The 25,625-nt window shown below is 65.3% G+C and carries 25 protein-coding genes; 13 read left to right on the top strand and 12 right to left on the bottom strand.

Annotation, left to right across the window (positions count from 1 at the left end; translation table 11 throughout):
- Window positions 1–48: 48 nt before the first annotated feature.
- Window positions 49–1,035, top strand: a complete 987-nt coding sequence (locus ACLNEE_RS07795; protein WP_411423233.1) for an alpha/beta fold hydrolase — start codon at window positions 49–51, stop codon at window positions 1,033–1,035.
- On the opposite strand, the gene ACLNEE_RS07800 is transcribed toward ACLNEE_RS07795, so the two are convergent.
- The gene (locus tag ACLNEE_RS07800; RefSeq protein ID WP_411423232.1) at window positions 965–2,140 is read right to left on the bottom strand and encodes an FAD-binding oxidoreductase; all 1,176 of its coding nucleotides are present in this window, start codon (window positions 2,138–2,140) and stop codon (window positions 965–967) included. The genes ACLNEE_RS07795 and ACLNEE_RS07800 overlap by 71 nt on opposite strands.
- 17 nt (window positions 2,141–2,157) lie before the next feature.
- Between ACLNEE_RS07800 and ACLNEE_RS07805 the strand changes: the two genes are divergently transcribed.
- Window positions 2,158–3,588: a four-carbon acid sugar kinase family protein gene (locus ACLNEE_RS07805; RefSeq protein ID WP_411423231.1), complete on the top strand. Its 1,431-nt coding sequence runs from the start codon at window positions 2,158–2,160 to the stop codon at window positions 3,586–3,588.
- Here the strand turns inward: ACLNEE_RS07805 and ACLNEE_RS07810 are convergent.
- A complete protein-coding gene (locus ACLNEE_RS07810; protein ID WP_411423230.1) occupies window positions 3,497–4,894 on the bottom strand; it encodes an APC family permease in 1,398 nt (465 codons plus the stop codon). The genes ACLNEE_RS07805 and ACLNEE_RS07810 overlap by 92 nt on opposite strands.
- 49 nt (window positions 4,895–4,943) lie before the next feature.
- Between ACLNEE_RS07810 and ACLNEE_RS07815 the strand changes: the two genes are divergently transcribed.
- Window positions 4,944–5,651, top strand: coding sequence for a GAP family protein (locus tag ACLNEE_RS07815; protein WP_411423229.1), 708 nt, complete (start codon window positions 4,944–4,946; stop codon window positions 5,649–5,651).
- 27 nt (window positions 5,652–5,678) lie between these two features.
- Here the strand turns inward: ACLNEE_RS07815 and ACLNEE_RS07820 are convergent, their stop codons facing one another.
- Complete coding sequence (locus ACLNEE_RS07820) at window positions 5,679–5,981, bottom strand: hypothetical protein (RefSeq protein ID WP_411423228.1); 303 nt, start codon at window positions 5,979–5,981, stop codon at window positions 5,679–5,681.
- Window positions 5,982–6,084: 103 nt separating this feature from the next.
- Between ACLNEE_RS07820 and htpX the strand changes: the two genes are divergently transcribed.
- Window positions 6,085–7,014 (top strand): protease HtpX, encoded by a 930-nt coding sequence (gene htpX / locus ACLNEE_RS07825; protein WP_411423227.1) that lies wholly within the window; start codon window positions 6,085–6,087, stop codon window positions 7,012–7,014.
- 53 nt (window positions 7,015–7,067) lie between these two features.
- Here htpX and ACLNEE_RS07830 read toward each other — a convergent pair whose 3' ends face one another.
- From ACLNEE_RS07830 to ACLNEE_RS07855, 6 genes are all read right to left on the bottom strand, one after another.
- Window positions 7,068–8,081 carry a methyltransferase gene (locus ACLNEE_RS07830; protein ID WP_412006957.1) on the bottom strand — a complete coding sequence of 338 codons (1,014 nt, stop codon included), beginning with the start codon at window positions 8,079–8,081 and terminating at the stop codon, window positions 7,068–7,070.
- Between the two features lie 97 nt (window positions 8,082–8,178).
- Window positions 8,179–8,904, bottom strand: a complete 726-nt coding sequence (locus ACLNEE_RS07835; RefSeq protein WP_411424590.1) for an oxygen-binding di-iron domain-containing protein — start codon at window positions 8,902–8,904, stop codon at window positions 8,179–8,181.
- Window positions 8,905–8,989: 85 nt separating this feature from the next.
- Window positions 8,990–9,724 (bottom strand): NYN domain-containing protein, encoded by a 735-nt coding sequence (locus tag ACLNEE_RS07840; protein WP_411424589.1) that lies wholly within the window; start codon window positions 9,722–9,724, stop codon window positions 8,990–8,992.
- Complete coding sequence (locus tag ACLNEE_RS07845) at window positions 9,721–11,094, bottom strand: (Fe-S)-binding protein (protein ID WP_411424588.1); 1,374 nt, start codon at window positions 11,092–11,094, stop codon at window positions 9,721–9,723. Before ACLNEE_RS07845 ends, ACLNEE_RS07840 begins: the two co-directional genes overlap by 4 nt.
- A gap of 34 nt (window positions 11,095–11,128) precedes the next feature.
- Window positions 11,129–12,133 (bottom strand): NAD(P)-dependent alcohol dehydrogenase, encoded by a 1,005-nt coding sequence (locus ACLNEE_RS07850; protein WP_411424587.1) that lies wholly within the window; start codon window positions 12,131–12,133, stop codon window positions 11,129–11,131.
- Window positions 12,134–12,137: 4 nt separating this feature from the next.
- Window positions 12,138–12,515, bottom strand: a complete 378-nt coding sequence (locus tag ACLNEE_RS07855) for a nuclear transport factor 2 family protein (RefSeq protein ID WP_411424586.1) — start codon at window positions 12,513–12,515, stop codon at window positions 12,138–12,140.
- Window positions 12,516–13,173: 658 nt separating this feature from the next.
- Between ACLNEE_RS07855 and ACLNEE_RS07860 the strand changes: the two genes are divergently transcribed.
- From ACLNEE_RS07860 to ACLNEE_RS07885, 6 genes are all read left to right on the top strand, one after another.
- Window positions 13,174–13,809 (top strand): NADPH-dependent F420 reductase, encoded by a 636-nt coding sequence (locus ACLNEE_RS07860; RefSeq protein WP_411424585.1) that lies wholly within the window; start codon window positions 13,174–13,176, stop codon window positions 13,807–13,809.
- Between the two features lie 42 nt (window positions 13,810–13,851).
- Window positions 13,852–14,442, top strand: a complete 591-nt coding sequence (locus ACLNEE_RS07865; protein ID WP_411424584.1) for a short chain dehydrogenase — start codon at window positions 13,852–13,854, stop codon at window positions 14,440–14,442.
- Between the two features lie 268 nt (window positions 14,443–14,710).
- A complete protein-coding gene (locus ACLNEE_RS07870; protein ID WP_412006958.1) occupies window positions 14,711–15,100 on the top strand; it encodes a hypothetical protein in 390 nt (129 codons plus the stop codon).
- A gap of 374 nt (window positions 15,101–15,474) precedes the next feature.
- Window positions 15,475–17,511 (top strand): carbohydrate porin, encoded by a 2,037-nt coding sequence (locus ACLNEE_RS07875; RefSeq protein ID WP_411424360.1) that lies wholly within the window; start codon window positions 15,475–15,477, stop codon window positions 17,509–17,511.
- Between the two features lie 378 nt (window positions 17,512–17,889).
- Entirely contained in the window at window positions 17,890–19,692 is a 1,803-nt protein-coding gene (locus tag ACLNEE_RS07880; protein ID WP_411424361.1) for a carbohydrate porin, read from the top strand.
- A gap of 139 nt (window positions 19,693–19,831) precedes the next feature.
- Window positions 19,832–20,287, top strand: a complete 456-nt coding sequence (locus tag ACLNEE_RS07885) for a nuclear transport factor 2 family protein (RefSeq protein WP_412006970.1) — start codon at window positions 19,832–19,834, stop codon at window positions 20,285–20,287.
- Here the strand turns inward: ACLNEE_RS07885 and ACLNEE_RS07890 are convergent.
- From ACLNEE_RS07890 to ACLNEE_RS07900, 3 genes are all read right to left on the bottom strand, one after another.
- Window positions 20,266–20,697 carry a hypothetical protein gene (locus ACLNEE_RS07890; protein ID WP_411424358.1) on the bottom strand — a complete coding sequence of 144 codons (432 nt, stop codon included), beginning with the start codon at window positions 20,695–20,697 and terminating at the stop codon, window positions 20,266–20,268. The genes ACLNEE_RS07885 and ACLNEE_RS07890 overlap by 22 nt on opposite strands.
- 7 nt (window positions 20,698–20,704) lie before the next feature.
- Complete coding sequence (locus ACLNEE_RS07895; protein WP_412006959.1) at window positions 20,705–21,526, bottom strand: hypothetical protein; 822 nt, start codon at window positions 21,524–21,526, stop codon at window positions 20,705–20,707.
- Between the two features lie 201 nt (window positions 21,527–21,727).
- Window positions 21,728–23,170 (bottom strand): NADP-dependent isocitrate dehydrogenase, encoded by a 1,443-nt coding sequence (locus tag ACLNEE_RS07900; RefSeq protein ID WP_411424356.1) that lies wholly within the window; start codon window positions 23,168–23,170, stop codon window positions 21,728–21,730.
- A 69-nt stretch (window positions 23,171–23,239) separates the two neighbouring features.
- Between ACLNEE_RS07900 and ACLNEE_RS07905 the strand changes: the two genes are divergently transcribed.
- The 3 genes from ACLNEE_RS07905 (at window position 23,240) to ACLNEE_RS07915 (ending at window position 25,607) form a co-directional block, all read left to right on the top strand.
- Window positions 23,240–23,698 carry a hypothetical protein gene (locus ACLNEE_RS07905; RefSeq protein ID WP_411424355.1) on the top strand — a complete coding sequence of 153 codons (459 nt, stop codon included), beginning with the start codon at window positions 23,240–23,242 and terminating at the stop codon, window positions 23,696–23,698.
- 79 nt (window positions 23,699–23,777) lie between these two features.
- The gene (locus ACLNEE_RS07910) at window positions 23,778–24,491 is read left to right on the top strand and encodes a biliverdin-producing heme oxygenase (protein WP_411424354.1); all 714 of its coding nucleotides are present in this window, start codon (window positions 23,778–23,780) and stop codon (window positions 24,489–24,491) included.
- A 75-nt stretch (window positions 24,492–24,566) separates the two neighbouring features.
- A complete protein-coding gene (locus ACLNEE_RS07915) occupies window positions 24,567–25,607 on the top strand; it encodes a glycosyltransferase family 1 protein (RefSeq protein ID WP_411424353.1) in 1,041 nt (346 codons plus the stop codon).
- Window positions 25,608–25,625 lie beyond the last annotated feature (18 nt).

The following is a 25,625-nucleotide window of genomic DNA, read 5'->3' on the forward strand; positions in this document are numbered from 1 at the left end:
GAGATCGGGCGGGCTCCCTAGCATCGACCCTCCCCGCCGGCCCCCGTGGTGTCCGACCAGCCGATCGCCCAGCCCTGGAGTCACCGGGGTCATGCCGTCCACGCCGTGGTGGCGGCCCCGGCCCAGCCCCGGGGGCCCGCCGTGCTGCTGGTGCACGGCTTCGGGGCCTCCACCGACCACTGGCGCCACAACATTCCGGCCCTGGCGGTCAGCCATGAGGTGCATGCCCTCGATCTGCTCGGCTTCGGCCGCAGCGCCAAGCCGGCGGAGCTGGCCTACGGCGGAGCCCTCTGGCGCGACCAGCTCGCCGCCTACGTGGCCGAGCGGATCGGCCGGCCGACCGTGCTGGTGGGCAATTCGCTCGGGGGGTTCGCCGCCCTTGCCGCGGGCGTTGCCCTCGGGCCCCAGGCGGCCGGGGTGGTGCTGCTGAACGCCGCCGGGCCGTTCAGCGATGAGCAGGCACCGCCGCGGGGCTGGGGGGCCATCACCCGCCAGACCATCGGAGCGGCCCTGCTGAGAAGTCCTGTGCTGCAGCGGTTGCTGTTCGAGAACCTGCGCCGGCCCGCCACGATCCGCCGCACCCTGAACCAGGTGTACATCGACCGCACCAATGTCGATGACGCCCTGGTGGAGGCGATCCGCCGGCCTTCACTGGACCCTGGGGCGTTCGGCGTGTTCCGCACGGTGTTCGACATCCCCCGCGGCCAGCCCCTCGATGAACTCTTCGCGGAACTCGCCTGCCCCCTGCTGCTGCTCTGGGGTATCCGCGATCCCTGGATCAACGCCGCCGGGCGTCGCCAGGCCTTCCAGCGCCACGCCCCCGCCTCCAGCACCACCGAGGTGGTGCTGGAGGCGGGCCATTGCCCCCACGACGAGGTGCCCGAGCTGGTCAACACGGCCCTGCTGAACTGGCTGGACGACCTCGGAGGCTCAGGCGGTGACGCCGCCGGTGTGGCCAGGGCCGTCAGTGCCGGGGAGCCACCCCCGGCAGCCGGCCTCGCGCCAGTTGCTGCTTCGGATCGAACTGCCGCTTGATCGCTTCGATCATGGGGCGGGAGGGGGCATCCAGCCAGGCGGGAAGCGTCGACCCGGAGGGTTGCTGCAACACCGTGAGGTAGCCGCTCCGGGCCCGGCAGAGCTGACGCAGGGCCTCGATCCGGTAGGCGGGCACGGCCTGGGCTCCGGCCCAGCCGCAGCCCAGGCCGGAGCCGGCGCCCAGTTCCAGATCCAGACCGTCCAGGGCGGGATCGGCCAGCATCCCGGCGGTCTGGTCGGGCTTCACCCCGAGCCGCAGCAGCCAGCCCGGCGTGCTCGGATCCCCCCGGCCGGCGGCTGTGGGCACGGCTGTGGGGAGGGCGGTGGCGGTGGCCAGCTCTTCCGGCTCCAGTGTGCGGAGCTCGAGCCCCGGCGCCTTCTCCCGGATGCAGGCGAGCTGTTCGTCGAGGGTCTGGGCGCTGATGCTGGCCAGGCTCACCACCAGGGACGTGCCACCGCCACGTCGCTGCCAGTCGACGCGCTCGGGGGTGAGGCTCGAGTCGAGCAGCCAGCGGCAGAACGTCGCCAGCGGCTCCAGCGCACCGGCCAGCCGGAGGCCGCGGCGCTGGGGCGGGATCGGTTGGGTGCGCAGGGTGGCCGCCGTGATCAGGGCCAGGGATCCCCAGCTGCCGCAGAGCAGCCGCATCAGGTCGTAGCCGGCCACGTTCTTGACCACCTTGCCGCCGGCCCGGGCGCGCACGCCGTCGCTGCGCACGAGCTCGATGCCGATCAGCTGGTCGCGCACCCCGAGGTAGCGGTGGCGGTAGCCCCTGGCCAGGCCGCGGGCCAGCAGGCCGCCGATCGAGCCGCTGCCGGCTCCGGAGGCGTCGCTCCCCCAGGGCCAGTCCAGGGGTAACCACTGCCCGTGGTGGGCCAACGCCTCCTGAACCACCACCAGTGGGGTGCCGGCCTCCACCGTGATGGTGAAGTCGCCGGGATTGTGTTCAAGGATCCGGTTCAGCCGCGCGCAGCTCAGCACCGTGTGGGGCTGGGCCACCGGCGGCCCCCAGTCGATCCGGCTGCCCAGACCGGCCGGCAGCCAGGCGTCACCCTGCCGGTGCAGGTCACGCACCAGCTCCTGCAGCTCGTGGGGCTCCGGGGTCATCACGGCACGATGGTCCCATGAAGGTTGTGGTGCTCGACGACGACCCCACCGGATCGCAGACCGTGCACGGCTGCCCGCTGCTGCTGCGCTGGGATCCGGCCACGCTGCGGCGGGGACTGGCCCACCCCTCGCCGCTGCTCTTCGTGCTGGCCAACACGCGCGCGCTGGCGCCGGCCGCGGCGAGGGAGCGGGTGGCCGGGATCTGCCGGGCCCTGCGCCAGGCCGTGGCGGCGGAGCAGGCCGAGGGCCGTTGCCACCACTGGCTGATCGTGAGTCGCGGCGACTCCACCCTGCGCAGCCACTTCCCGCTGGAGTGCGACGTGATCGCCGCGGAGCTGGGTGCCGCAGCCGGGGAGGATCCGGCCGGCTTCGATGCCACGTTCCTGGCGCCGGCCTTTCTGCCGGGTGGCCGCACCACCGTGAACGGCGTGCATCGGCTGAACGGTGAGCCGGTGCACACCACCCCCTTCGCCCGGGACGGGCTGTTCGGCTACGGCAGCAGCGATCTGGCGGTGTGGGCCGAGGAGAGGAGTGGCGGCCGGATCAAGGCGGCCAGCGTGGCGCGTCTGGGGCTGGCGGCACTGGATGCGGCGGCGGCATCGCCCCAGGGCCACAGGGCGCTCTGTGCCCGGCTGGCGGCGCTGGATGGCAACAGGCTGGTGGCTGTGGATGCGGAGCGGCCGCGGCAGTTGGCGGCCCTGGGAGCCGCGGTGCGGGAGCTCACGGCGCCCGCTGCCAGCGAGGGCTGGGGCCGGCCGCGGCGGTTCCTGTTCCAGGGCGCCGCCAGCCTGCTGAACGGTCTGGTCGACCTGCCGCCCCAGCCCCTGGAGGCGGCCGGCCTGGCCGGCTTGCGGCGGCGGGGGGGCGAGGGGGCGCTGCCGGGGCTGGTGCTGGTGGGCTCCCATGTGCCCCTGGCCGATGCCCAGCTGGAGGTGCTGCTGCACGAGCCTGGTTGCGCGGCGTTGGAGCTGCCGGTGGCCCGGCTGGCGCGGCTGCTGGAGGGGCCGGCGCCGCGGGAGCTGCTGGCTTCGCTGGAGCAGGCCTGGCGCGAGCAGCTCCAGGCCTGCCTGGTGGCCGGCCGCACCCCGGTGCTGCACACCAGCCGCGGCGAGGTGTTCTGTGCCAGTCCCGCCGAACGGCGGCGGCTGGGGGAGGCTCTGGCGGCGCTGATGGCCCGGCTGGCCGGGTCCCTGGCCCCGCAGCTGGGGTATGTGATCAGCAAGGGGGGCATCACCACCCAGGCGCTGCTGAGCGAGGGGCTGGATCTGGTGGCCGTGGAGCTGCAGGGCCAGCTGTTGCCCGGCCTCTCACTGGTGCTCACCCCGGCTGAGGCGCGCGTGCCGGGGCTGCCGGTGCTCACCTTCCCGGGCAACCTGGGGGAGGCGGGCACGCTGCGGCAGGCGTGGCGCTGGATGGAGGGGTCTCCGGCTGCCGCTGCTGGGGGATGAGCAGACCCACTCCGGCCAGGGCCAGGGCGGCGAGGCTGTTGGTGGTGTCCTGCAGCAGGGCGGTGGCCAGGAACGCCGTGGACACCAGCGCGATCAGCAGCGGCGCCAGCGGGTAGGCAGGCAGCCGGAAGGGCCGGGGCAGCTCGGGTTCCCGCCGCCGCAGGGTGATCAGGGCGGCGATCCCCACCAGGGGCAGGCACACGTAAAGGAAGGCGGCCATGGCGAGCAGGTGCTCGAAGGAGCCGCCCAGCACCAGGGCGGCGGTGAGGGCCAGGGTGAGCCCGAGGGCGCCGGTGGGGGTGCCGCCGGCGTTCACCGCCAGGGCCGCTGTGGGGAAGAGACCGTCGCGGCTGAGGCCGTAGAGGATGCGCGGGGCGGCCATCACCACGGTGTTGATCAGCCCCAGCAGGGCTACCAGGGCCACCCCGTGGATCAGCAGGCTGCCGCCCGCACCGGCCAGCAGCCGGGCGGCATCGGCCGCCGGCAGGTTCGAGCCGGCCAGCTGAGCGGGCGTGAGCACGTGCAGCAGGGCAGCGTTGATCAGCAGGTAGAGCGCCAGCACCGCCAGCACGCCGCCGATCAGGGAGCGGGGCAGGTCGTGGCCGGGATCGGTGAACTCCTCCGAGAAGTAGATGGGGCTGGCCCAGCCGTCGTAGGTGGTGATCACCGGCTGCAGGGCGGCCAGCAGGGCCAGACTGAGGCCGCCCCAGGCCAGCGGTGGCAGGGCCGGCGGGGCTTCGAGGGCGCTTGCCGGCCCGGCGATCTCCGCACCGCCGGGCAGCAGGAAGCAGGCCAGCACCAGGGCGAGGAAGGCCGCCGCCTTGGCCAGGCTGAGCAGTTCCTGGCTGGCGCTGCCGGCCTTCACACCACGCCACTGGATCAGGCCGAAGCCGGCGATCGCGAGCAGGCTGATCAACCGGGGTGGCAGGCCCAGAGCCGGAAGCAGCAGGGCCAGCAGCTCACCGGTGGTGGTGGCTACCCAGGCCAGGCCGATGCAGTGGGCCAGCCAGTCGGTCCAGCCCACCAGGCCACCGGCCCGCAGGCCGAAGGCCCTTTCGGCGTAGACATACCAACCCCCGGCCCGGGGCAGGCTGCTGGCCAGCTCGGCCACGCACAGGGCCCCGAGGCCGGCGTAGAGGCCGCCCAGCAGCCAGGCGGCCAGGATCAGCCAGGGGGCGCCCAGCTGGGCCGCCACGAGGCCGGGGGTGACCAGGATGCCGGCGCCGATGGTGCCCCCCACCGCGCCGGCCAGCCCGAAGCCCAGGCCCAGCACCTGCTGCAGCTTGCCGGGGGCCGGGGTGCTCATGGAGGGAGTCTGGCGGGTTCTGGTACGTTGCCGCCCGGACTGTCGGCCGATGCTCCCTTTTCACTGGCTCACCCAGACGATCGCCTTCGGGCTTGGGATCGCGTTCAGTCCGATCAACATCGCCCTGGTGGCCCTGCTGATGCTGGGCCGTCAGCCCCTGCGGCGCTGTGCCACCTACCTGGGGGGATGGGTGCTGGCCAACGGCGGCGCCCTCGGCGTGGTGGTGCTGATCGGCAGCCGCTTCAGCTGGGCCCTGCATCTCGGTACCAGGGCCCAGGTTCAGCTGGATCTGCTGGGGGCCGGGGCGCTGCTGGGGCTGGGACTGTTCCAGCTCACCCCAGCCGTGACGCTGGGCGAGGAGAACTGGGCGATGCAGCTGATCGCCCAGCTGCCGGAACTGGAGTGGCTGCCGCTGCTGGGGCTCGGAGCCGGATGCGCCCTGGTGAGCCCGGAGAACCTGGTCTTCTACCTCAAGGAAGGGGGGATGCTGCTCACCAACCACACCAGCCTGCGGGGTGATCTGGAGGTGGGCGCGGTGTTCGTGGCCGTGACCACCTCGCTGCTGCTGCTGCCGCCGCTGGCCTGGTGGCTGAGCGGGGGCAGGGCGCGGGAAGCCTTCACCGTCCTGAACGACTGGTTGATCCACCGGGCCGAATGGCTGGTGGGGGTGCTGGCCATGCTGCTGGGGCTGTATCTGGGCTGGCAGGGCCTCGAAGGCCTGCACCACATCACCGTGATGGCGGTGCGCCAGGGGTGAGTGGGGCTGCGTTCAGCTGGATGGGGCTCAGTAGAGCTTCCTGCAGGTGGTGGTCGGGGTGAGCTTCATCAACGACCACAGGGCGCCGTACTGGGCGGCGGAGACGGCCAGTTCCTCCTCCATGCGCCTGCCCATCGGTGTTCCGGGTGCGGCGGTGGCGCCGAACTCGTTGTTGATCAGGGCCAGTCCCTGGCACATCGTCTCGATGTCCGGGTTGAGATCGCTCTCGGCTCTGGCGGCAGGCACTGGAAGGAGCATCGGCAGCACCACCACGGCCAGAGCGAGCCGGCTCAGGAGCGTGGAGGCAGCGGTGCCGGTGGTGGCAGACATGGGGCGGCACGGAGAGGCCATGCCCGGAGGCTAGGGGGGAGCCGCGGCGCTGACGCAGGGGTGGGCCGTTTCTAGGTTTCGGACAACCAGACCGGTGACGGCGATGGCGTTGCGATCGGCCCTGTTCCTGCTCACCAACCTGGCGGTGGTGGCCACGATCTCCCTGTTGATCACGCTCGGGGTGGCGGTGGGCTGGCTGCCGCCCGATCTGCCGCTGGGCCCGTTGCTCTCGGGCTGTTTCGTGTGGGGGGCCGCCGGTTCCTGGCTGGCGCTGCAGGGGTCGCGGGAGGCGGCGAAGCAGGCGATGGGGGTACAGCTGCTCGATGGCCGTGAGGGCCCTGAGGCCCAGTGGCTGGTGCAGACCGTGACCGCGCTGGCCGAGCGGGCCTCCGTGCCGATGCCCGAGCTGGGCGTCTACGCCTCGCCCGAGTGGAACGCCTTTGCCACGGGGCCATCGCCCGAGCGGGCTCTGGTGGCCGTCTCGAGCGGCATCCTCGACGGCATGCCGGCGCCGGAGCTGGAGGCGGTGCTGGCCCACGAGATGAGCCATGTGGGCAATGGCGACATGGTCACCATGGCCCTGCTGCAGGGGGTGATCAATGCCTTCGTGATGTTCCTGGCCCGGGCGCTTGCGCTGCTGCTGCCGCGCCGGAGTGACGACGACGGCCGCCGGCCACCACCGCTCACGGCCCTGATCTGGCCCCTGGAGGTGGTGCTCGGCCTGGCGGGCAGCCTGGTGACCGCCTGGTTCTCGCGGCACCGGGAGTTCCGGGCCGACGCCGGGGCCGCCCGACTCACCGGCGGCCCCGACGCGATGGTGAAGGCGCTTGAGCGTCTCGGTGCCACCCAGCAGCTGCTGGATCGGCGCGATCCCCCTGCCCTGGCCCCCTTCAAGATCGCCGGGCCCGCCGGTCTGCTGGGCCTGCTGGCCACCCACCCGCCGCTGGAGCAGCGCATCCAGGCTCTGCGGCAGGCCAGTGCCGCCCCCGATCCAAGTTCCCCCGGCGGGGTGCGCCCCGCTTCGGCCGGCTGAGCGGCTGAGCGGGGCGGCGCTCCCGGCGCAATCCTGAGGCCGCCGCGAGAGAACTACTTGACGCCGATCACCATCGCATCGGGCCCCACCAGCGGCTCCACCCGGGTGGAGGAGAAGCCGGCCTCGCGCATCCAGCCCATGCAGTCGGCGCCGGTGTAATCGAAGCCGCCGGGGGTTTCGATCAGCATGTTGAGGCTCATCAGCAGACCAAACGCATTCTTGGAGCGGTCGTCGTCGATGATCGCCTCGTACACCACCAGGGCACCGCCGGTGGGCAGGGCCTCGAAGGCCTTGCCGATCAGCATCCGTTTGGTGGGCAGGTCCCAGTCGTGCAGGATGTGGCCCATCAGCACCACATCGGCCGCGGGCAGGGGTTGCTGGAAGAAATCACCGGCGGCGAAGTGCAGCCGTTCGGCCAGGCCGTGGCGCTCCACATAGCTGGCGAAAATCGGTTCCACGGGCGCCAGATCGAAGCCGATGCCGCTCAGGTGGGGCTGGGCGAGGGCGATCTGCACGGCGAGATCCCCCTGGGCGGTGCCCACATCCACGAAGGTGCGGACCTGCTGCCAGGGGAAGGTGCGGGCGATCGTCTGGTTGGCACCGCGGCTGATCCCCGACATGGCGGCGAGGAATTCCTCCAGGCCCTGGGGGTCGGCGTAGAGCACCTCGAAGAGGCCGGGGCCGCCGGTTTTCAGCTCGTTCTGGGGTTCGCCGCTGCGCAGGGCCTCGCTGAGCTGCCCCCAGGAGGGATAGAGGCGGTGGTTGGCCATCTCCAGCAGGCCGCCCACGTAGGTGGCTTTCGCCCGATCGAGGAAGAGATCCGTTTCCGGAGTGTTGGCGTAGGTCCGGTCGGTGCGCCTCAGGAAGCCCAGGGCCACCAGGGCATCGAGGAAGTCGCGGGCGGAGCGTGGGTGGAGCCCCAGCCGGGTCTGGAGAGCCTCGAAGGCCAGCGGTCCGTCCGCCAGCTGGCTGAATACGCCGAGTTCCACGGCACTGAGGAGGGTCTTCGAAGCCCAGAAGGCCAGGCCGGTCTGGAGGATGGAGTCCGGGGAAAGGGGGGGGGTCATCAACGCCAGGGGCGAAGGGAAGGGCGGTGCCGAAGCCACCGCCATGCCCCGAGGATGGCCACGCCGAGCCCTGCTGCGCCGGCTGCAAAATGTGAAGTCAAGGCTGGGCGAAGACGCTCTGAATGGCCCCTGCCAGGTCCTTCAGCATCTTTCCGCTCGCGCCTGAGTGGGAAGAGCCATGCATGAGGGCCAATGTCTGAGGCTGAAGCTCTGATAGTCCAGTCAGGAGTGTGTCTGTCTGTGGGGTGTAGGGCATGTAGAAGGCCAGCGGACCCTGCTGCATCTGCCGCATCGCCGCAAGCGATGGTTCGATCAGGTCGTCAGAGGTGACAGCGGGGGCATCGCCGAAATGATGGAAGAGATCGGAGCAGAACAGGGTTTTCTCGGTCTCCTCAAACAACAGGCCTGCGTCCCAGCCATGGGGCAGGTGGGGCGTGGGATGAAGGCGAAAACGATATTTCCCTGTGGACAGCACATCGTTAGGCATCATGCCCCGGGCTGGTTTGATGGCGTAGTCGTCGACGCTGACCACTTTCCCAGCGAAAGTACAGACTGGCTCAGCATCTGGCGCCGATTCCAGCCAGTGATTCAGGCCTCCAACTTCGTCGGATTCAAAATGGCTCCATGCCACATAGCGAAGCCTGGCCGGATCAATCAAGCTGGACACGGCCTCCCTGAGCATGGGAAACATCCCCTTCATGCCCGCGTGAAACAACAAGGGCTGCTCGTCGCGAACCAGAAAGTGGTTGAATTGCATGTCGAGATCTGGCGCATAGATTGATAGGCGGAATGTATCTGGCGCGATTTCGGTGATGTTGGTCATTTCGGATGGGCCTCTGGGTTGAAAACGATGACATGTCGCCACTGGGGCCTGTGCGCGTCGATCGCCGGCTCACCTGCTCGTGGGCTCACCCCCCGCGCAGTCGCACTGAAAGATGCATCTGGGAGCTGCCTGGACTGATCGGCACTTCCTGCACGGTGAGGTAGTTCTGCGCCTTCACCAGTTCGCTCAGTTTGCGGAAGCCATAGTTGCGGGCATCGAAGGACGGGTCGTTCTTCTGCAGCAGGCTGCCCACCATCCCCAGCGGTGCCCAGCCGTCGTCCTGGGTCACGGCCGTGATCGCTTCGCACAGGAAGGGTTTGAGCGGCGGCGCGTCACTGTCGCCCTGGCGGCCGCCGCCGCCGGAGCCGGAGCTGCCGCCGGAGCGCTTGAGGATGTCGGTGTAGAGAAAGCGGTCGCAGGCGGCCACGAACGCCTTCGGGGTCTTGCGCTCCCCGAAGCCGATCACCAGCAGCCCCTCCTCGCGGATGCGGGTGGCCAGCCTGGTGAAATCGCTGTCGGATGACACCAGGCAGAAGCCATCCACCCGGCCGCCGTGCAGCAGATCCATCGCATCGATGATCAGGGCCGAATCGGTGGCGTTCTTGCCGCTGGTGTAGCTGAACTGCTGCACCGGCTGGATGGCGTGCACGTTGAGCACCTCCTTCCAGCTGCTCAGCTGGGGCGTGGTCCAGTCGCCATAGGCCCGTTTCACCGTGGCGGTGCCCACCTGCGAGACCTCCGCCAGCAGATCGCTGATCACCGCCGCCTGGGCGTTGTCGGAATCGATCAGCACCGCCAGGTTCGGGGCTTCGCGGCTCATGCCTCCACCCCGGCGCGCCAGCTCTGGTCCAGCAGCTGGATCGGGTGCTGCACCGGCAGCGCGGCGGCCGCTTCACCATCGAGGTGGCGGCGCAGCTGCATCGTGCAGCCGATGTTGGCGCTGCTCACCAGCTCCGCGCCGGTGGCGGCCAGGTCGGCCGCCTTGATTCGCCCCAGCTCAGCCGCCTCCTGGGGCTGCACCAGGTTGTAGATGCCGGCGCTGCCGCAGCACACGCCCGCCTCCATCGGCTCCGCCAGGCGCAGGTGGGGGATGGCCCGCAGCAGCTGTCGGGGCTGGGCCTCGATGCCCTGGCCGTGGAGCATGTGGCAGGCGTCGTGGAACGCCACCGTGAGCGGCCGCTCCGCGCTGGCCTGGGTGCCATCGGGGTGGGGCAGCGGCTGCAGGCGCTGACGGAATTCCTGGCTCAGCCCCAGCCGGGCCAGGAATTCATGGATGTCGGCCACCGGCGCCGGGAAATCGCCGCTGGCCAGGCGGTCGTAGGCCTTCATCGTGTGGCCGCAGCCCGAGGCCGCCACCAGCACCGCCTCGAGCGGTTCGGCGCCGCCCGGCCGGCCCGGCCCCAGCACCGCCTCGAAGCTCGCCACCAGCGCATCGGCCAGGGCCCGGGTGTGGGCCTCTTCGCCCTGGTGGTGGGTCACGGCGCCGCAGCAGCCCTGCTCCGGCGGGATCACCACTTCAATGCCGTTGGCGCTCAGCACCCGCACCGCCGCCGCGTTCACCTGGGGATCGAACAGCCGCTGCACGCAGCCCAGCACCAGCCCCACCCGGGCCCGGCGCTCCCCCCGGGCCGGCACCACCACGGGGAAGCCGTCGCGGAACGTCTCGGGGGCCAGGGGGGGCAGGAGTCGCTCCATCGCCTCCAGCTGCGGCCCCAGCAGGCGGGTGAGGCCACTGCGCCGCGCCAGACCCTGCAGCGGCGTGCCGGCGTAGGCCCGCAGCGGCGCGAGGGCGATCCGCAGGCGGCGGGGGTAGGGCAGCAGCGCGAACAGCAGCCGGCGGAAGGCCTGGGCGGCCGGACTGCGCAACTCGGGCGCGTTGAGCTTCGGGCGGGTGGCCTCGATCAGCTGGTCGTAGCGCACCCCCGAGGGGCAGGCCGTCACGCAGGCCAGGCAGCCCAGGCAGCTGTCGAAGTGCCGGGCCACGGTGGCATCGAGCGCCAGCTCACCCGCTTCGATCGCCTTGAGGGCGTGAATGCGGCCGCGGGGCGAATCCATCTCCGTGCCCAGCACCCGGTAGCTGGCGCAGCTGGGCAGGCAGAAGCCGCAGTGCACGCAGGGGTCGGTGAGGGGCGCCTGCAGTGCGGCCCCGGGCGCCGCAGCCGCGGAGGTTCGGACGGGCGTGGTCTCCATGGCCTGAGTCTGCACCGCTCCACTCCTCGGTGACTCAGGCCGGCCCCTGCAGGACAAACCGGTACCGCACATCCCCGTGACGGAGGCGATCGATCGCGGTGTTGATCTCGGCCATCGGCAGCACCTCCACCAGCGCTTCGATCTCATGCCGCGCGCAGAATTCCAGAAACAGGGAGGTTGCTGCCGGGGTGGAGGTGAGCGAGGAGCGGAAGGAGAGGTTGCCCTTCACAAAGGGCAGGACTTTCAGCGGAATGGGGGAAGGACAGAGCCCCAGCTGGTGCAGGCAGCCCTGGGGGGCAAGTGCTCCCACCACCGCATCCCAGTCGAGGGCATGGTCACTGGTGTTGAGGATCAGGTCGTAGGAACCTGCCTGCTGAGCAAGCTCCGGCAGCAGCACCACGTGATGGGCCCCCAGGCCGCGGATCTCGTCGGATTTGGCCGCGTTCGTGGTGATGCCGGTCACCTCACAGCCCCAGGCTCTGGCCAGCTGAACGGCGAGATGGCCCAGCCCGCCCACACCGATCACGGCAACGCTGGCGGTGGGGGAAATGCCGGCACTGAACAGGGGTTCGAACACCGTGATCCCGGCACAGAAGAGGGGGCCCGCACTGGCGGGATCCAGGGCCTTCGGGATCGGGATCACCCAGTCCTGGTGCGCTTTGACATGACTGGCAAAGCCACCGGGTCGGCCGACCACGGTCATCTCCAGGTTGTCGCAGAGGGTCTGCCTTCCCGACAGGCAGTAACGGCAGTGCCGGCAGGTGCCGGCGACGAAACCGAGGCCCCGCACACTGCCGATCAGGGCTGAATCCACCCCATCGCCCACCTCCACGACCCTGCCGATCACCTCATGCCCGGCCACGGCAGGTGGTGCATCGCTGGGGCGCACTTCGTCGATGTGCAGGAGGTCGCTGTGGCAGAGACCGCAATACAGCACCTCCAGCAGCACCTCGTCGGGGCCTGGAGGAGCCAGTTCGATCGGCAGACGGCGCAGTGGACCGCTGGCTTCCGTGTTGCCCCAGGCAAAGGTCGTGGCCATCGAATCAGAGGGCTCCGAGATAAGACTGCGCAACGATGCAATCGTTTTCAATCACAAAGGTATCCACGCCCTGCACGATCCGCCCGCTGCCGCTGGAGGCGGTCCAGGTCATCAAGGCGAAGCGACCCGCCACCGTGAGGCTGCTCCCCTGGGGAACGAAGCCCTCGAAGTTGGCCAGAACGTCCTGGAACATGCCACGAATCGCTTCCAGCCCCCGGTAAACGCGGTCCGGTCGGATCACCACGGCATCTTCCCCGTAGTTGGCGAGGATGGCCTCGAGATCACCACGGGCGAACGCGGCACCATTGCGGGCCAGCACCGCCCGGGTCTGGGCCTCCTGCGCCTGGAAGTCCGTCTCGGCAGGATGGATGACATCGTCCATGGGTGTCGGGCCGGGGCGTGGCGGGACAGGGTGCTTCCCACCCTAGGGAGGCTCCACCAGCCCGGGCCATTCGATGTGATGGGGTCCGCCACTTGAAGACCCCCGCGACCTATCGAAGGCTCCACTCCTCTGTGCGGCCCGAGGTGATCTTGCCGGCGGGCCAGGAGTCTGAGTTCCTCTCAATGCCAGATTTTATGCCACTGCAGAAGCCATGTTCTATCGCCAGCCGGGTGGCTACAACAAAGGATTGACGGCTTTTGTGAAGACCGCGCAATAATTTTTGGAGTATGCCGATCTTTTGGGCAAGCCCTTGTTGCTCAGAGCTTCTCTAGCCCAATGCCTTCAGATGACAGCTGATCTCTCCTCACCGCGATACCTCTCCTCCGCAGACCGTCATCCGGTCGGGGATCCCTTTCTGCTTGCGCCGACGACCCTGATTGAACGAGCTGGATCAGGTAAGGGACCGGATCTGATCTCCCACGTCCATCCTGAGCCCCTTCGCTCCTTGGCATGGTCAGCGGAGGTGGGCTGGGGGGAATCTGAAGTGGGGATGCTTAGGGTTGCCCCCCTCAACGATCTCTGTGCATGGGTTGACCGAAGCCTGCAGATGACTGAAGGTAGTGACATACCTTCTCCGATCAACCAGGCAGTACAGACCATGAACATTGCCATCGTGGGTTCAGGGAATATTGGAGGGGCTCTAGGTCTCCATTGGGCCAAGGCAGGCCATCAGGTGATGTTTAGCGGCTCCCGCAACCCGCAGAAGCTGGATGCCCTCGTTCAGAAGGCAGGTGCGAAGGGGAGTGCGGGCTCAGCTGCTGAGGCCTGCCAGTTTGCCGATGTGGTGCTGCTTGCGGTTCCCTGGCCAGAAGTCGAGCGCGTTCTAGCAGAGCTTGAACAGACTCTTCACGGCAAGATCCTGATTGATGCCACCAATCCCTTGACCACAGACTTTATTGACCTGGCGATCGGCTTTTCCGACTCCGGGGGAGAAGTGATTGCCCGCAGACTTCCTGAGGCCCATGTTGTCAAGGCATTCAACTCTGTGGGCGCCAACATCATTCAGGCAGAGTCGAAGATGTTTGGGGGGATTGTTCCTACACTCTTCTACTGCGGCAATGATGTCGCAGCCAAGCAGGTTGTGGCCGGACTGATCGCTGACAGTGGCTTTGATCCCGTTGATGTAGGGCCGATTCGTAGTTCCCGATTCCTTGAGCCCCTGGAGCAGCTCTGGGTGGAAGTCATCAAGTCGGGGATCCAGGAAGAGTTCATCATCTCCTTGCTGCGTCGATGAGGATTGTGGCCAATTACAACGTCAATCCATTATTCAGGGTTCATGCGTATTCTGCTTGTTGGTGCAACGGGAACGATCGGCAAAGCCATTCTGGATGTGCTGCAGGATCGGCATGAAGTTGTGGCGGTCAGCCGCTCATCCGCCCCCCTCCATGTCGATCTGGGTGATCCAGCATCCATTCGATCTCTGTTCAATCAGCTTGGAACGCTGGATGCGGTTGTTGGTGCGGCGGGTGCTGCACGCTTCAAGCCCTTCCCCCTGCTGAAGGACGAAGACTATGCATTCTCACTCCAAAACAAGCTGATGGGACAGGTCAACCTGATCCGTTACGGGATACCAGCCTTGAGCGATGCGGGCTCCATCACAGTCACCACGGGTCTGTTGGCTCAGCAGCCCATGGTGGGCAGTGCGGCCGTGAGTCTGGTGAATGCGGCCTTGGAAGGTTTCGTACGTGCTGCTGCTTTGGAAGCGCCACGAGGCATCCGGATCAATGCGGTGTCCCCTCCCTGGGTCCGGGTGGCGGACCAGAGTCCAGGGGCGCCTGGGATGGCAGGGCTTTCGGCGCATCAGGTTGCCCTGGCCTATCGGGTCCTTCTGGAGGGCGATCAGACGGGCCAGGTCGTCACGCCATGAGACTGCAGCACTGGGGGCCCGATTCCATTGGCCGCCGCAGGCAACATGGCCAACTGCCTCGAGCCTGCAATGCCGAGGTTGCTCCAGCTGATCCTCGAAATGCCTGTAAATTTCCTTGTGTTGACCGGGCAGGACCTTGTAGGGCTTCTTATATCTTTGCTTTGGCCGGATCTCCTGATGAAGTTCTGGCTCCCCTCTGGCTCCCCTCTGGCTCCCCTCTGGCTTCGTGATCCTGGCATGGCCAGGCGTGACCGACGCGACTTAGCCCATGACCGAAAATGATCTGATTGATGCAATCTTTGCCATTTACGATCGCTACTGGAATATCATTCAGTGGTGGGGAAGCGTTTCCTTTGGATTGATCGCTGTTGCTCACTTTGCCGCCGAAAAGCTGAACGTCTATCTGCTGCTGCTGCTTGTGATGCTCTACAGCCTCTTCACGGGCTGGGTGGCGTTGGACTACTTCTTTAATGTTCAGATACTGTCGGGATTTAATGCGGACTTGGCCGAGTTTGGCGGCTTGGCCCATCATGGCAGCAGGGCACTCCTTGAGAGCAAAACCGTCTACAAGGGCGTTGCATTGCAGAACATTGCTGTCGCGATAACCTTCTGTGGGAGCATCTCTTATCTTGTGTATTCCTATGTCTCTCGGAGGTGATCCCGCCTTTGCGTGCTTGGGCGGTCGTCATATCTGTCTGTATCGTGGGAGGTCGTTGGCGAAATGATCGGTTCGCTTCCTTTCTCCAGGGTAACCCTATGCTGAGCCTGCTGTTTTTCGGTTCTGTGCTGGCGCCATAGGGGATAAAGGTTCACGGCAGCAGCGGGCGGCAACAGCGGGCGGGGCCCATGGGATTGCTGTGATCGCACATCTATGTCTTCCCATGGCGATTTGTGTCCCTTTGCGGACCCGGTCACCGGTCATCATGAAGCTTTGATGGTCTGCATGGCTCAGCTTTGCTGACCATTTTTAGGGTGGAGCGACGAAGCCTCTTGCATGGCCTCAAGCCATCTTGGCTTGAGGGGGTCTTTGCCTTGGCACTCAAGATGGGTTACGAAACATCATCCCCACGTTCTGAAATTGCCCCTGTCCGCCGCTCGAGCGCGGGCGCCGTCTGGATGGGTATGGCCTTGCTCTTGACCGCGGTGATCCTGCAGGTTGGCAAGGCTGAAGCCGAGACTTCCTCCAGCGATCCCCCCCGCGGAGAGCCTTTGGCTGGTTCTGCTGCTCAGCTGGGGCCTCAACTGTTGCTGGCTAGCCCTCGGCTGAGCGATGGGATCGCAATGGATGCCCCATTCGACGGCCTGCAAGAACAGGTCCAAACCGCGGAGAGCTCTCTCCCTTCAAGCTGGGCTGACGATCCATCAGTCCCGCTGGCAGTCCCGCCTGCAGTGGCTCTGCAGCATATCGATAACTCGCCATCATATCCCGGTCTGGCGGAACCATACAGCCTGCAGACAGTTTACCAAGCCGATCGGAATTCCGATCCAAAATCCCCAAAGTTAGAGGTAGCTGATTCGGCCCCCAAGGCTGACTCTGAGTTGCCCAGCAATCCATTTGGAATTGTTCCTCTTCAAGAAGGAGAAGTACGATCCAGAGCACTCCACTGCGACGCCTTGGAGCACCTGAAGACGCCACGCACCTACCGGCGTCTTGACAGCTATTTCAGGCCAGACTTTCTCAAGCCCAGAGGTTCTGAAGCGAACCTGATGGAGCGCGATTATCTGACTGGTAATTGGGGCGGAGCTCGTGATCAACTCTATGAGCAAGGAATTGAATTCTATGGATGTATAGCCGTTGATCTCGCGACCGACCTGGTCAGCAATGCAAGGCCAAATAATCGAGTGCTGGTTCCCAAGGAAACTGCCTTTGGCACTCCCAGCAGTGGTGTGCATCGCAGTGAGTACAATATTGTTCAGATATACGGCTTGGACTTGTACTCCAGGCTGATCAACAAGAATTGGAAGGGTGGTCAGCTTCATTTCTCAGCAACGTGGCCAGAAAGCGAGCCTTTGTATGCCTATAGAAATCGACTGAATGCAACGGGAACCGGGCAGATCCATGGTCACTTCTATACGAATCAGGGCGTTGGCGACCCTACCTATGTGGATCAAGGGGTTCGGCTGTTTGAGCTTTGGTTTCAGCAGCGCTATGGACCCGGCCAGCAGTCTTATGTGAGATTTGGAAATATCTTTCCGATGATCACGTTTAATCGCTCGATTTTGTCTGGAATGATGAACTTCTGGACATTCACCGAGCCGTGCATGTTGGGAACGACCTACTTCACGGGCAATGCCCCATGCTATCCGCAGGCGCCACTTTCATTCCAGTGGTATCACAAGCTGGGGCCGTCCATGGACTTTGAGATGCAAGTATCCCAGGGATACTACGCTTCAACTGGGCGCAATAATATCCGTGGAGTGCGCTGGAACTTTGATAAGGGAGATGGCGTAGAAGTCATGAGTGAGCTGACCTGGCTGGGAGGTACCTACTCCGGCAATCCCAAGGACTATGGCAAGCCTTGGTATGTGAAGGCCGGGGTCATGTTTCATTCGGGCAAGATCTACTCCAACAGGTTCGACATCAATGGCGATCCCGCTGCGATCACAGGGCTTCCCAGACAGGAGCTCCAGGGTAATCAGCAAGTCTATTTATCTACAGAGGCCATGCTCTACAGAGAGCCCAATAGCTACAATCGCGGCTTGACAGGATTCTTTCGTGTTGGTGGGGGATTTCACGATGACCGGAATGTTGTGAAGAACTGGGCTGTTCTTGGTTTGGGGTATGAAGGTCTGCTGAGGAATCGTCCCCATGATGTCCTGTATGCCGGCTGGGGGGTTGTTCGCGGGACCGATGGATTTGTTGATTATCACAAGGAGAAGGCAACCTGCACCAAGATTCCTGGATGTGATATCGATGGCATCCAGCATGCATTGGAGTTTGGATATAGTTTCTATCTCAGCCCGTGGTTTACGGTGACCCCCACATTGCAGTATATTATAAATCCAAACCTGAGGTCAGATCTGGGCAACATCCTAACCCTCGGTGTTGCCACAAGGATATCGTTCTGATGGTTGTGCGCCACGGGACCCGCCCAGACCTGTCCCTACGCTCTGTGGTCATCATCGGACATGGATCCGCTGCCACTGTGAATCGGTAGTGGGACTTCTTCCGGTCTTGCCAATGTGTTGGAGCCATGTCTTTGCATCGATGCGCGTTCCTTGTCCGGGTTGCTCTCCGCTTGCAGCTGGCTTTCGTGTGTGTCTTAATGGGCAGATATTTGCTGTGGGTGTGTGGAGAGACAGGCACTAGTCCGTCAATCCCTCCGTGGCTCTCCTAAGCCCCTTTTGCATGGATGGCAACGGTCCATGCATGGCCTTGCTCTGCTGGCTCTGCTAGCCCAACCGGCCGTAGCGCAGGAGGTTCAGCGAGATTCCACGTTGGACATCGTGCAAGGCCAGAGCACATCAGTGCTCGGTCCTGAACTGCGTGTCACCTCCGACGAGGCCAGCGAGGCCAGGGAGGCTGATGAAGCCGAGCTGATGTCTGAGCTGTTTCTTCCGCAGCAAGCGGGCACAGAAGGCGAGAAAGTTGCTCGCTTCGAACCTCCTTCGGCTTTTTCACCGGGCGAGAGTGGTGATTTCCTGAGTACTGAAGACCAATGGGAAGAGTTTGTCACTGCTGACATCGGGGCGCCATCTTCTCAAGACGATGATGAGCAGGGAGAGTATTTCCCAAATCCCTTCGGTCTCAAGATTCCGAAGCATCGAGGCCATTTTGACTTCAGTCAGAAGAAGCACTGTGATGTGTTGCGTCACTTGAAGGTTCCGCCGACGCCACGGCGCTTGGATGCCTACATGAGGCCTGAGTACATTCTTTCCAGGCCCAAATCCCACGACTTTGCCACCAATGACCAACTTCTTACTGATTCTGGTCGGCAGAGGCTTTACGAGAAGGGGATTGATGTCTACGGATGCTATGCATTGGATTCGCTTGTAGATATTAAAGATAATCTTTCAGATATCCCCGTGGTTCGAGGGACTGGCCCTTTCCATGACTGGCAGGGGAACTCCCAGGGCATTCTGGGAATCGACATCTACTCACGGTTGGTTAGTAACACTTGGAAGGGCGGCCAGATTCACTTATCGTTTACTTGGCCGGAGGCCCTCAATGGGGGACCAATCTACTCCTATGGCAATACCCTGAATCCGGCTGGCCTCGGCACTCGCCAATATCAGGGTTACTTTTATACCGATGTGGGGCGCAGTCGAGAAGACAATCCCATTATGCAGGGTGCTCGAATATTTGAGTACTGGATTCAGCAGGCATGGGGCAAGAACGGTCTCAACTCCATCCGATTGGGTGCGATCAATCCATGGATTACATTTAACAAGTCCCTTGTTGCTGGAATCTTCAGTTTCTGGGCCTTTGATGAGCCGGGTGTCATTGGCACCTCTCCCAGTACGGCGAACGGTCCCTTGGTTGTGACGGCGCCACCAGGCCTATCCATTGAAGGGGTGATTGGTGACAACCTGACGCTGAAGGCGATGGTTGCCAGTGGCTACTGGGATCCAAGTGGTGGTATCGATAATCGTAGGGGTTACAAGCAGTACTGGAACCTGGATGAGTATGGCCTTGAGTTCTTCTACGAGGCCACATGGCGAGGTGGAACCTATAGCACCAAGACGAATGACAATGGTATCCCTTGGTTCATTCGTATTGGTGGCCAGAATCACACCGGAAAGGGCCTTGATAATCTTTATGACATTGATGGAAACTACTTTTTCCTGACCAATCGTCCCCGCCTTGAGTATCGAGGTAACAGCCAGTACTATGCCATGGCTGAAGCGATGCTGTATCGCGAGCCAGGTAGCTTCAACAGGGGGCTATCGGGCTTCATCAAGGGGAAGTGGAGTCCCTGGCAACGGCGCGGCAGCACGACCAAGGGTGTTTATGGGGGCCTCGCCTACGAGGGCATCTTTGGCCGTGATCACGATATCTTTTACATGGGCTATGCGCACATGATGGTTAATGATGGCGTTGTTGAGCGCAGTCTCAACCAGACGGCATGTACTGAGGTCCCCGGCTGCAAGGTGAGTGACTTCCAGGGCGTCTTTGAGGTTGGCTATAGCGCTCAGATCACCCCATACTTCTTTATTCAGCCCAAGCTCTATTACATCTTGAATCCGAACGTCCGCCGCGACCTTGGCGATCTCTTTTCCTTTGGCCTCGAACTTCGCGTTTCGCTGTAGCTGGCCTCGCCCGACAGCAGATTCACCGGGCTCGGCTGCCGTCCCCTGCGAGCGTGCCCGCCGATGGCGGCCTTGATGGCGACTTTCGTTTCTCCGACTACGCTGGTCTGTGCTGAAGCGCTGGAACCAGTTCCCGCCCATGACGGATTCATCACGGCCTCCTGCTGATGTCCACGCGACATCTCCGTCTTCTGCACATCCAGGCACGGAGGCAGGACGGCTGGTTCAGGCCTATGTGAAGAGCTTCAACGCCCGAGATGCCCAGGGGATGGCCGCGGTGTTCTCCCCAGATCTCGTCACGATCCACCCCGACGAGCCTGCTGTGGATGTCACCTCCGCAGCGCCGTTCCTGGAGAGGATGCTCGCCCTCTGGCCCCGAGACCTGCACTACGACCTGCGTCGCCTGTCGGATCGCTCGCTGGACGATGGCATGAGTGAGGCGTGGGCCGAACTGGTCATCGGTGCTCCGCGACAGCCGCCCCTTGCTGCTGAGGTCGTCATTTACCGTGTTCGTGAGGGGCGCGTGGTTCAGCTGACGGTGTACAAGCTGATGCACCCCAGCCACGTCGCCTATCAGCCGTCCTCGTCGAGTTGACGGCTCACCCAGGCAATCAAACCTTTGTAGCGGTCGATGGCGTGCTGCTGGACCGCTGGCGTCAACTGCTCAAGCCACATGCGCAGGGGGCCCTCGAGCCAGTTGTCCCCGACAAACATCTCGAATCGGCCGGAGCCGTCCAGAGGGCCCCGTACGGGAATGATCATCCCGCCACTGAGTGCTCCGTCTTCAGCGAGATTGATCAGGCCGTAGGTGTACTGGAACTGGCCATCGTGACGGGTCCAATCCGCGATGTACTCATGGCCATTGGTCGGTAGTTGGCACCAACTCAAGTCGCCAAGGTAGGTGAGGTCATCGCGGCCCCAGAACGCTGAAGAGTCGTTGCTGGCGAGATCCGTTCGCAGACCCCTCACGCTAGGAGGCTCGGTAGGAGGCTGAAAGTTCGTCATCGCTGGATTACCCCTTTTTGATGATTTTGTAGTCTGACAGGGAGACGCGGAAGGCCTTCATCGAGGGCACATGGGTGATGGTGAGCAGGCCGGGTGCAACATCTGTGCCATAGGATTTCTCGGGGACCTGCAGGCTCTTGGTGTAGTTGCCCTTCTCGTCCAGCAGTGCCTTGCTGACATAGGCTTCGTAGCCAATGGCCTTGCCCTCATAGGTGATGTAAAGGAAGTTGCCCCTGAATGGGCCCCCTGCAAACTCGGGCGAGTTGCCGGGGTCGGCTGCATGGGCATGGCCCTTCAGGGCTTCGGTGTCCCAGTGGAAGCCGCTCCCAGGCAACACCATGTAGCCCTTGGGAAGCTGTTCTGCAGACGGAGCCTCGTAGAACGCCTTTTCATTCTGTCCGCCCGTTGGGTGAACAAAGGGGAAGTGGATGTCAAATTGCGGCTTGTCCCATACTTTTTCTGGTGCGTGTCCATAGGGCAGCCAGCTGATGTCGAGTTTGTCGATGCCGGTGGCCTTGGCCACTGCTTTGGGCATCTCCAGGGTCGTCACCATCGTGTCATTCATCTTGCCTTTCCCCTCCGCGCCTGCCGGCTGGCAGATCAGCCACTTGGCTCCTTTTGAGGCTGCATCCGCCTGGCAGTTCTGGGGCAGGCCGTTGAGGGCGGCTTCGGAAATCAGCACGCCGATTTCCTGGCTCTCCCCATCGCCCTTCAGGATCCCGTAGGCCCGCACGCTGCCCTCACCCATCGCCATTTCCGTGCCCAGCTCCGTGGTGCAGGGGGCGGCCTCGCAGGCTTTCACTGGTGTCAGAGAGGCCTCCTCGGTCATGGCCTGCTGCTCAGGCTTCTGTCCGCAGGCCGTGGCCAGGGCCAGCAGAGATCCTGCGAACGTCAGTCCCAGAACCTGGAGGCGGGTTCCCATGGCGGGATCGTTGTGACTGCTGAAACGGTAATCAGGGATTTCGCCCCGGCATGGTCCAGCCAGGATTCGACACGAAGCCGCCGCGTTGCCCGGGTGATCGCCGGGCGATCACCCCCCGAAGTGGCGTACCACCGCCTCGGCGAAGCCCGAGCAGCTCACCGGCTCCACCGGCGGCTCCATCAGCCGCGCCAGGTCGTAGGTCACTTCGCCGCCGGCGATGGCGGCGCTGATCCCCTGGGTGATCAGGTCGGCGGCCTCCTGCCAGCCCATGTACTCGAGCATCATCACGCCGCTGAGGATCACCGAGCCGGGGTTGATGCGATCCAGGCCGGCGTGCTTGGGCGCGGTGCCGTGGGTGGCCTCGAAGATGGCGGCGTTGTCGCCGATGTTGGCGCCGGGGGCCATCCCCAGACCCCCCACCACGGCTGCGGCGGCATCGGAGATGTAGTCGCCGTTCAGGTTGAGGGTGGCCAGCACCGAATACTCCTGGGGCCGTGTCTGGATCTGCTGGAAGATGCTGTCGGCGATGCGGTCGTCCACGAGCACCATGCTCTTCCACTTGCCGTAGCCGTGGCTCTCGCCGATCGAATCGAGCACCTGCTTCACCTCGGCATCGATCGCGGCCTTCTTTTCCGCCGTGAGGCTGTCGTAGCCGGGTTCGATCAGGCGGGCGTTGTCCTGGATGCTGAGCGAATGGTTGCGCTCGAGGTTGTCGAGAATCCAGGACTCACGCTCGGTCACGCAGACATCGCGGAATTCGGTGGTGGCCAGTTCGTAGCCCCAGTCGCGGAAGGCCCCCTCGGTGAACTTCATGATGTTGCCCTTGTGCACCAGGGTCACGTGGCGCTTGTTGCCCTGCAGGCTGAGGGCATGGCGGATCGCCTTGCGGATGTGGCGCTGGGTGCCGTGCTTGCTCACCGGCTTGATGCCGATCCCCGAGCCCTCCGGGATGCGGCGCTTGCCGAGCTTGCCGTTCGCGGGGATCACCGTGTCGTTGAGGTGCTGGATCAGCTCCAGGCACACGGGATCGGAGGCTTCCCACTCGATCCCCATGTAGATGTCCTCGGTGTTCTCCCGGTAGACGATCACATCGAGATCCTGGGGCCGCTTGTGGGGGCTGGGGGTGCCGGCGTAATAGCGGCAGGGGCGAACGCAGCAGTAGAGATCGAAGATCTGGCGCAGGGCGACGTTCAGGGAGCGGATGCCGCCCCCGACCGGCGTGGTGAGCGGCCCCTTGATCGCCACGCCGTAGGCGCGGATGGCGGCGAGGGTGTCCTCCGGCAGGTACTGGTACGTGCCGTAGAGGTCGCAGGCCTCATCACCCGCGTAGACCTTGAACCACTCGATGCGGCGCTCGCCGCCGTAGGCCTTGGCCACGGCCGCATCTAGCACCCGCTGGGTGGCGGGCCAGATGTCCACGCCGGTGCCGTCACCCCGGATGAACGGGATGATCGGATCGTTCGGCACCACCGGCTGACCGTCCTCGAAGCGGATGGCGGTGCCGGCGGTGGGGGCGGTGAGTTTCTCGAAGGTCAGGGGGCTGGTAGCCATTCCTGCGGCACGGTCGGTCGTCCGACCCTAGGTTTCGGGGCAGCGTTGGTTCTGCTCAGGGGAAACGGCATGAACGCCGCCGATCAGGCCGGAAATCTGGAACTGGCCCAGACGATTGCGTCCGTGGCGGCCCTCTTCCGGGCCCACTTCCCCGATGCCCGCGCCAACCTCACCCCCTGGCGCGACGATCCCTGCACCCGGGAATTCGCCGACCGGGAGAGCGTGGATCTCTCGTTTCACCTGCCCGGCTGGAGTCCGCGCAGCCAGTGCCGCTCGTTCCTGGTGCAGCTGCGCCTGGAGGCTGCCCCCGGGGGGAGCGGCTCCGGCGGCACCAGGCGGCGGCCGAGGCTGCTCGGGGTGCTGATCCGGGGGCTCACCTATGAGTCCGAGCGGTGGCGGCTGGCCACCGTGGGCGACTGGTGCCCCACCGGCAGCCACCTGCCCGACCCGCACGCCGCGGCCAAGCTGCAGCAGTTCTGCCGCGAGCTGTTCGACCTGTTCGAGGGTGGCCGGGCCTGCGCTGCGTAACCCTTCGCAATCTTGCGGCCGGCACGGCAAACAGCGCGCCTACGGTTGGTCCTCGCCAGTGCCGTGCCGTCGCGTCGTCATGTCCGTTGCTCTCGCCTCCCAGCTGCGTGAAGGGACCAAGAAAGCCCACACGATGGCCGAGAACACCGGCTTCGTGAGTTGCTTCCTCAAGGGCGTGGTGGACAAGGCCAGCTACCGCACCCTGGTGGCCGACCTCTACTTCGTGTACTCCGCCATGGAGGAGGAGCTCGCCAGGCTCCGCAGCCATCCCGTGGTGGGTCCGGTGGCCTTCCCCGAGCTGAACCGCCGCGAGACCCTCGAGCAGGACCTCGCCTACTACTTCGGTCCTGACTGGCGCAGCTCCGTGAAGGCCACCCCGGCGGCCCAGGAGTATGTGGCGCGGCTGCACCAGGTCGCCCAGGAGAGCCCCGAGCTGCTGGTGGGCCACCATTACACCCGCTACATCGGCGACCTCTCCGGCGGCCAGATCCTCAAGAACATCGCCCAGAAGGCCATGAACCTGGGCGATCACGATGGTCTGCGCTTCTACGAGTTCGACGCCATCCCCGATGAGAAGGCCTTCAAGGTGAACTACCGCGCCACCCTGGATGCCCTCCCCATCGATCAGGCCACGGCGGACCGCATCGTGGCGGAGGCCAACCACGCCTTCCACCTCAACATGAAGATGTTCCAGGAGCTGGAAGGCAACCTGATCGCCGCCATCGGCAAGGTGCTCTTCGGCTTCCTCACCCGGCGCCAGCGCACCGGCAGCACCGAGGCCGTGGCCGCCTGAGGTCGCTCAACTGAGGCCGGCACGCTGACAGCGTCCCCGGCTGCGTCAGAGTCGGGCGGCGTCCGCGCCCGGCCCTTGCGATCGCTTCGTTTTCTCGTGCCCGGCACCGGCGGTCGCCTGCGCGGCGGCGGCCTGCTGGTGGAGCTGCAGACGGCCCGGCTGCTGCAGCAGCTGGTGCCCACCGAGGTGGTCACCTACCGGCGGCGGGAGCCGGATCACCCCTTCCTGGCCGATCTGCTGCGGGCTGAACCGCCCGATGGCGCTGCCGCTCGCAAGGTGCTCTGGATCGTGAGCTGGGGCTTCGAGGTGCCGCGCCAGCTGCGGGCCCTGCGTGGCCGGGCCGTGGCCTACCACGCCCACAGCAGCGGCTACGGCTTCGCCCTGCCGTCCGGGGTGCCGGTGCTGGCGGTGAGCCGCAACACCCTCGGCTACTGGGGCCAGTGGGCCAGCCGCAACCCCCTGGCCCTGGTGCCCAATGCCCTCGATCCCCAGTGGCTGCAGCGGGGCCGGCGCGACGGCTCCGGCACGCGGCCCATCGATGTGCTGGTGCAGCAGCGCAAGAGCAGCGCCTACCTGCTGGAGGTGCTGGTGCCGGCCCTGCGGCGCCGGGGCCTGCGGGTGGAGGTGCAGGCGGGCTGGGTCGACAACCTGGTGGATCTGTTCAACAGCGCCACGGTGGTGCTCTACGACTCCGCTGACCACTGGCGGGTGAGCGGCGTGAGCGAGGGCTTCGGCCTGCCGCCCCTGGAGGCCCTCGCCTGCGGCTGCGTGGTGTTCAGCAGCCTCAACCATGCCCTGGCCGACAGCCTCGATCCCGGCCGCCTCGGCCACCAGCTCGGAGCCGGCACCCTCAGCGCCGATCTGGAGCGGATCAGCGCCGCCGTGGCCGCTCCGGCCGCCTGGCGCGCGCCGGCCCCTGAGCTCGACCTCCTGCTGGAGGCCAGCAGCGAAGCGGCCCTGCTGGAGCGCTGGCGTGAGGCCCTCGCCCGGGTGAACGACCACTGGGACCGCCTGCAGGCCGGCGAACCACCGCTGCAGGCCCCGCCGCTGTGGCAGCTGCAGGCCCGCCGCTGGCAATCGCGGCTGGGGCGGGTGCTGCAGCGGCGCGGTGCCTAGGGTGCGGAACGCATTCCT

Source organism: Aphanothece stagnina RSMan2012 (genome assembly GCF_046764815.1).
Classification (GTDB): Bacteria; Cyanobacteriota; Cyanobacteriia; order PCC-6307; family Cyanobiaceae; genus NIES-981.

Excerpts from the sequence above, each read along its gene's own strand:
- ACLNEE_RS07855 (WP_411424586.1), bottom strand. The coding sequence starts at position 12,515 with ATGGACGATGTCATCCATCCTGCCGAGACGGACTTCCAGGCGCAGGAG.
- ACLNEE_RS07860 (WP_411424585.1), top strand. The coding sequence starts at position 13,174 with ATGAACATTGCCATCGTGGGTTCAGGGAATATTGGAGGGGCTCTAGGT.
- ACLNEE_RS07890 (WP_411424358.1), bottom strand. The coding sequence starts at position 20,697 with ATGACGAACTTTCAGCCTCCTACCGAGCCTCCTAGCGTGAGGGGTCTG.
- ACLNEE_RS07905 (WP_411424355.1), top strand. The coding sequence starts at position 23,240 with ATGAACGCCGCCGATCAGGCCGGAAATCTGGAACTGGCCCAGACGATT.
- ACLNEE_RS07850 (WP_411424587.1), bottom strand. The coding sequence starts at position 12,133 with ATGGCCACGACCTTTGCCTGGGGCAACACGGAAGCCAGCGGTCCACTG.
- ACLNEE_RS07845 (WP_411424588.1), bottom strand. The coding sequence starts at position 11,094 with ATGGAGACCACGCCCGTCCGAACCTCCGCGGCTGCGGCGCCCGGGGCC.
- ACLNEE_RS07840 (WP_411424589.1), bottom strand. The coding sequence starts at position 9,724 with ATGAGCCGCGAAGCCCCGAACCTGGCGGTGCTGATCGATTCCGACAAC.
- ACLNEE_RS07810 (WP_411423230.1), bottom strand. The coding sequence starts at position 4,894 with ATGAGCACCCCGGCCCCCGGCAAGCTGCAGCAGGTGCTGGGCCTGGGC.
- ACLNEE_RS07830 (WP_412006957.1), bottom strand. The coding sequence starts at position 8,081 with ATGACCCCCCCCCTTTCCCCGGACTCCATCCTCCAGACCGGCCTGGCC.
- ACLNEE_RS07835 (WP_411424590.1), bottom strand. The coding sequence starts at position 8,904 with ATGACCAACATCACCGAAATCGCGCCAGATACATTCCGCCTATCAATC.
- ACLNEE_RS07870 (WP_412006958.1), top strand. The coding sequence starts at position 14,711 with ATGACCGAAAATGATCTGATTGATGCAATCTTTGCCATTTACGATCGC.
- ACLNEE_RS07820 (WP_411423228.1), bottom strand. The coding sequence starts at position 5,981 with ATGTCTGCCACCACCGGCACCGCTGCCTCCACGCTCCTGAGCCGGCTC.
- ACLNEE_RS07800 (WP_411423232.1), bottom strand. The coding sequence starts at position 2,140 with ATGACCCCGGAGCCCCACGAGCTGCAGGAGCTGGTGCGTGACCTGCAC.
- ACLNEE_RS07815 (WP_411423229.1), top strand. The coding sequence starts at position 4,944 with ATGCTCCCTTTTCACTGGCTCACCCAGACGATCGCCTTCGGGCTTGGG.
- htpX (WP_411423227.1), top strand. The coding sequence starts at position 6,085 with ATGGCGTTGCGATCGGCCCTGTTCCTGCTCACCAACCTGGCGGTGGTG.
- ACLNEE_RS07885 (WP_412006970.1), top strand. The coding sequence starts at position 19,832 with ATGACGGATTCATCACGGCCTCCTGCTGATGTCCACGCGACATCTCCG.
- ACLNEE_RS07895 (WP_412006959.1), bottom strand. The coding sequence starts at position 21,526 with ATGACCGAGGAGGCCTCTCTGACACCAGTGAAAGCCTGCGAGGCCGCC.
- ACLNEE_RS07865 (WP_411424584.1), top strand. The coding sequence starts at position 13,852 with ATGCGTATTCTGCTTGTTGGTGCAACGGGAACGATCGGCAAAGCCATT.
- ACLNEE_RS07900 (WP_411424356.1), bottom strand. The coding sequence starts at position 23,170 with ATGGCTACCAGCCCCCTGACCTTCGAGAAACTCACCGCCCCCACCGCC.
- ACLNEE_RS07910 (WP_411424354.1), top strand. The coding sequence starts at position 23,778 with ATGTCCGTTGCTCTCGCCTCCCAGCTGCGTGAAGGGACCAAGAAAGCC.
- ACLNEE_RS07805 (WP_411423231.1), top strand. The coding sequence starts at position 2,158 with ATGAAGGTTGTGGTGCTCGACGACGACCCCACCGGATCGCAGACCGTG.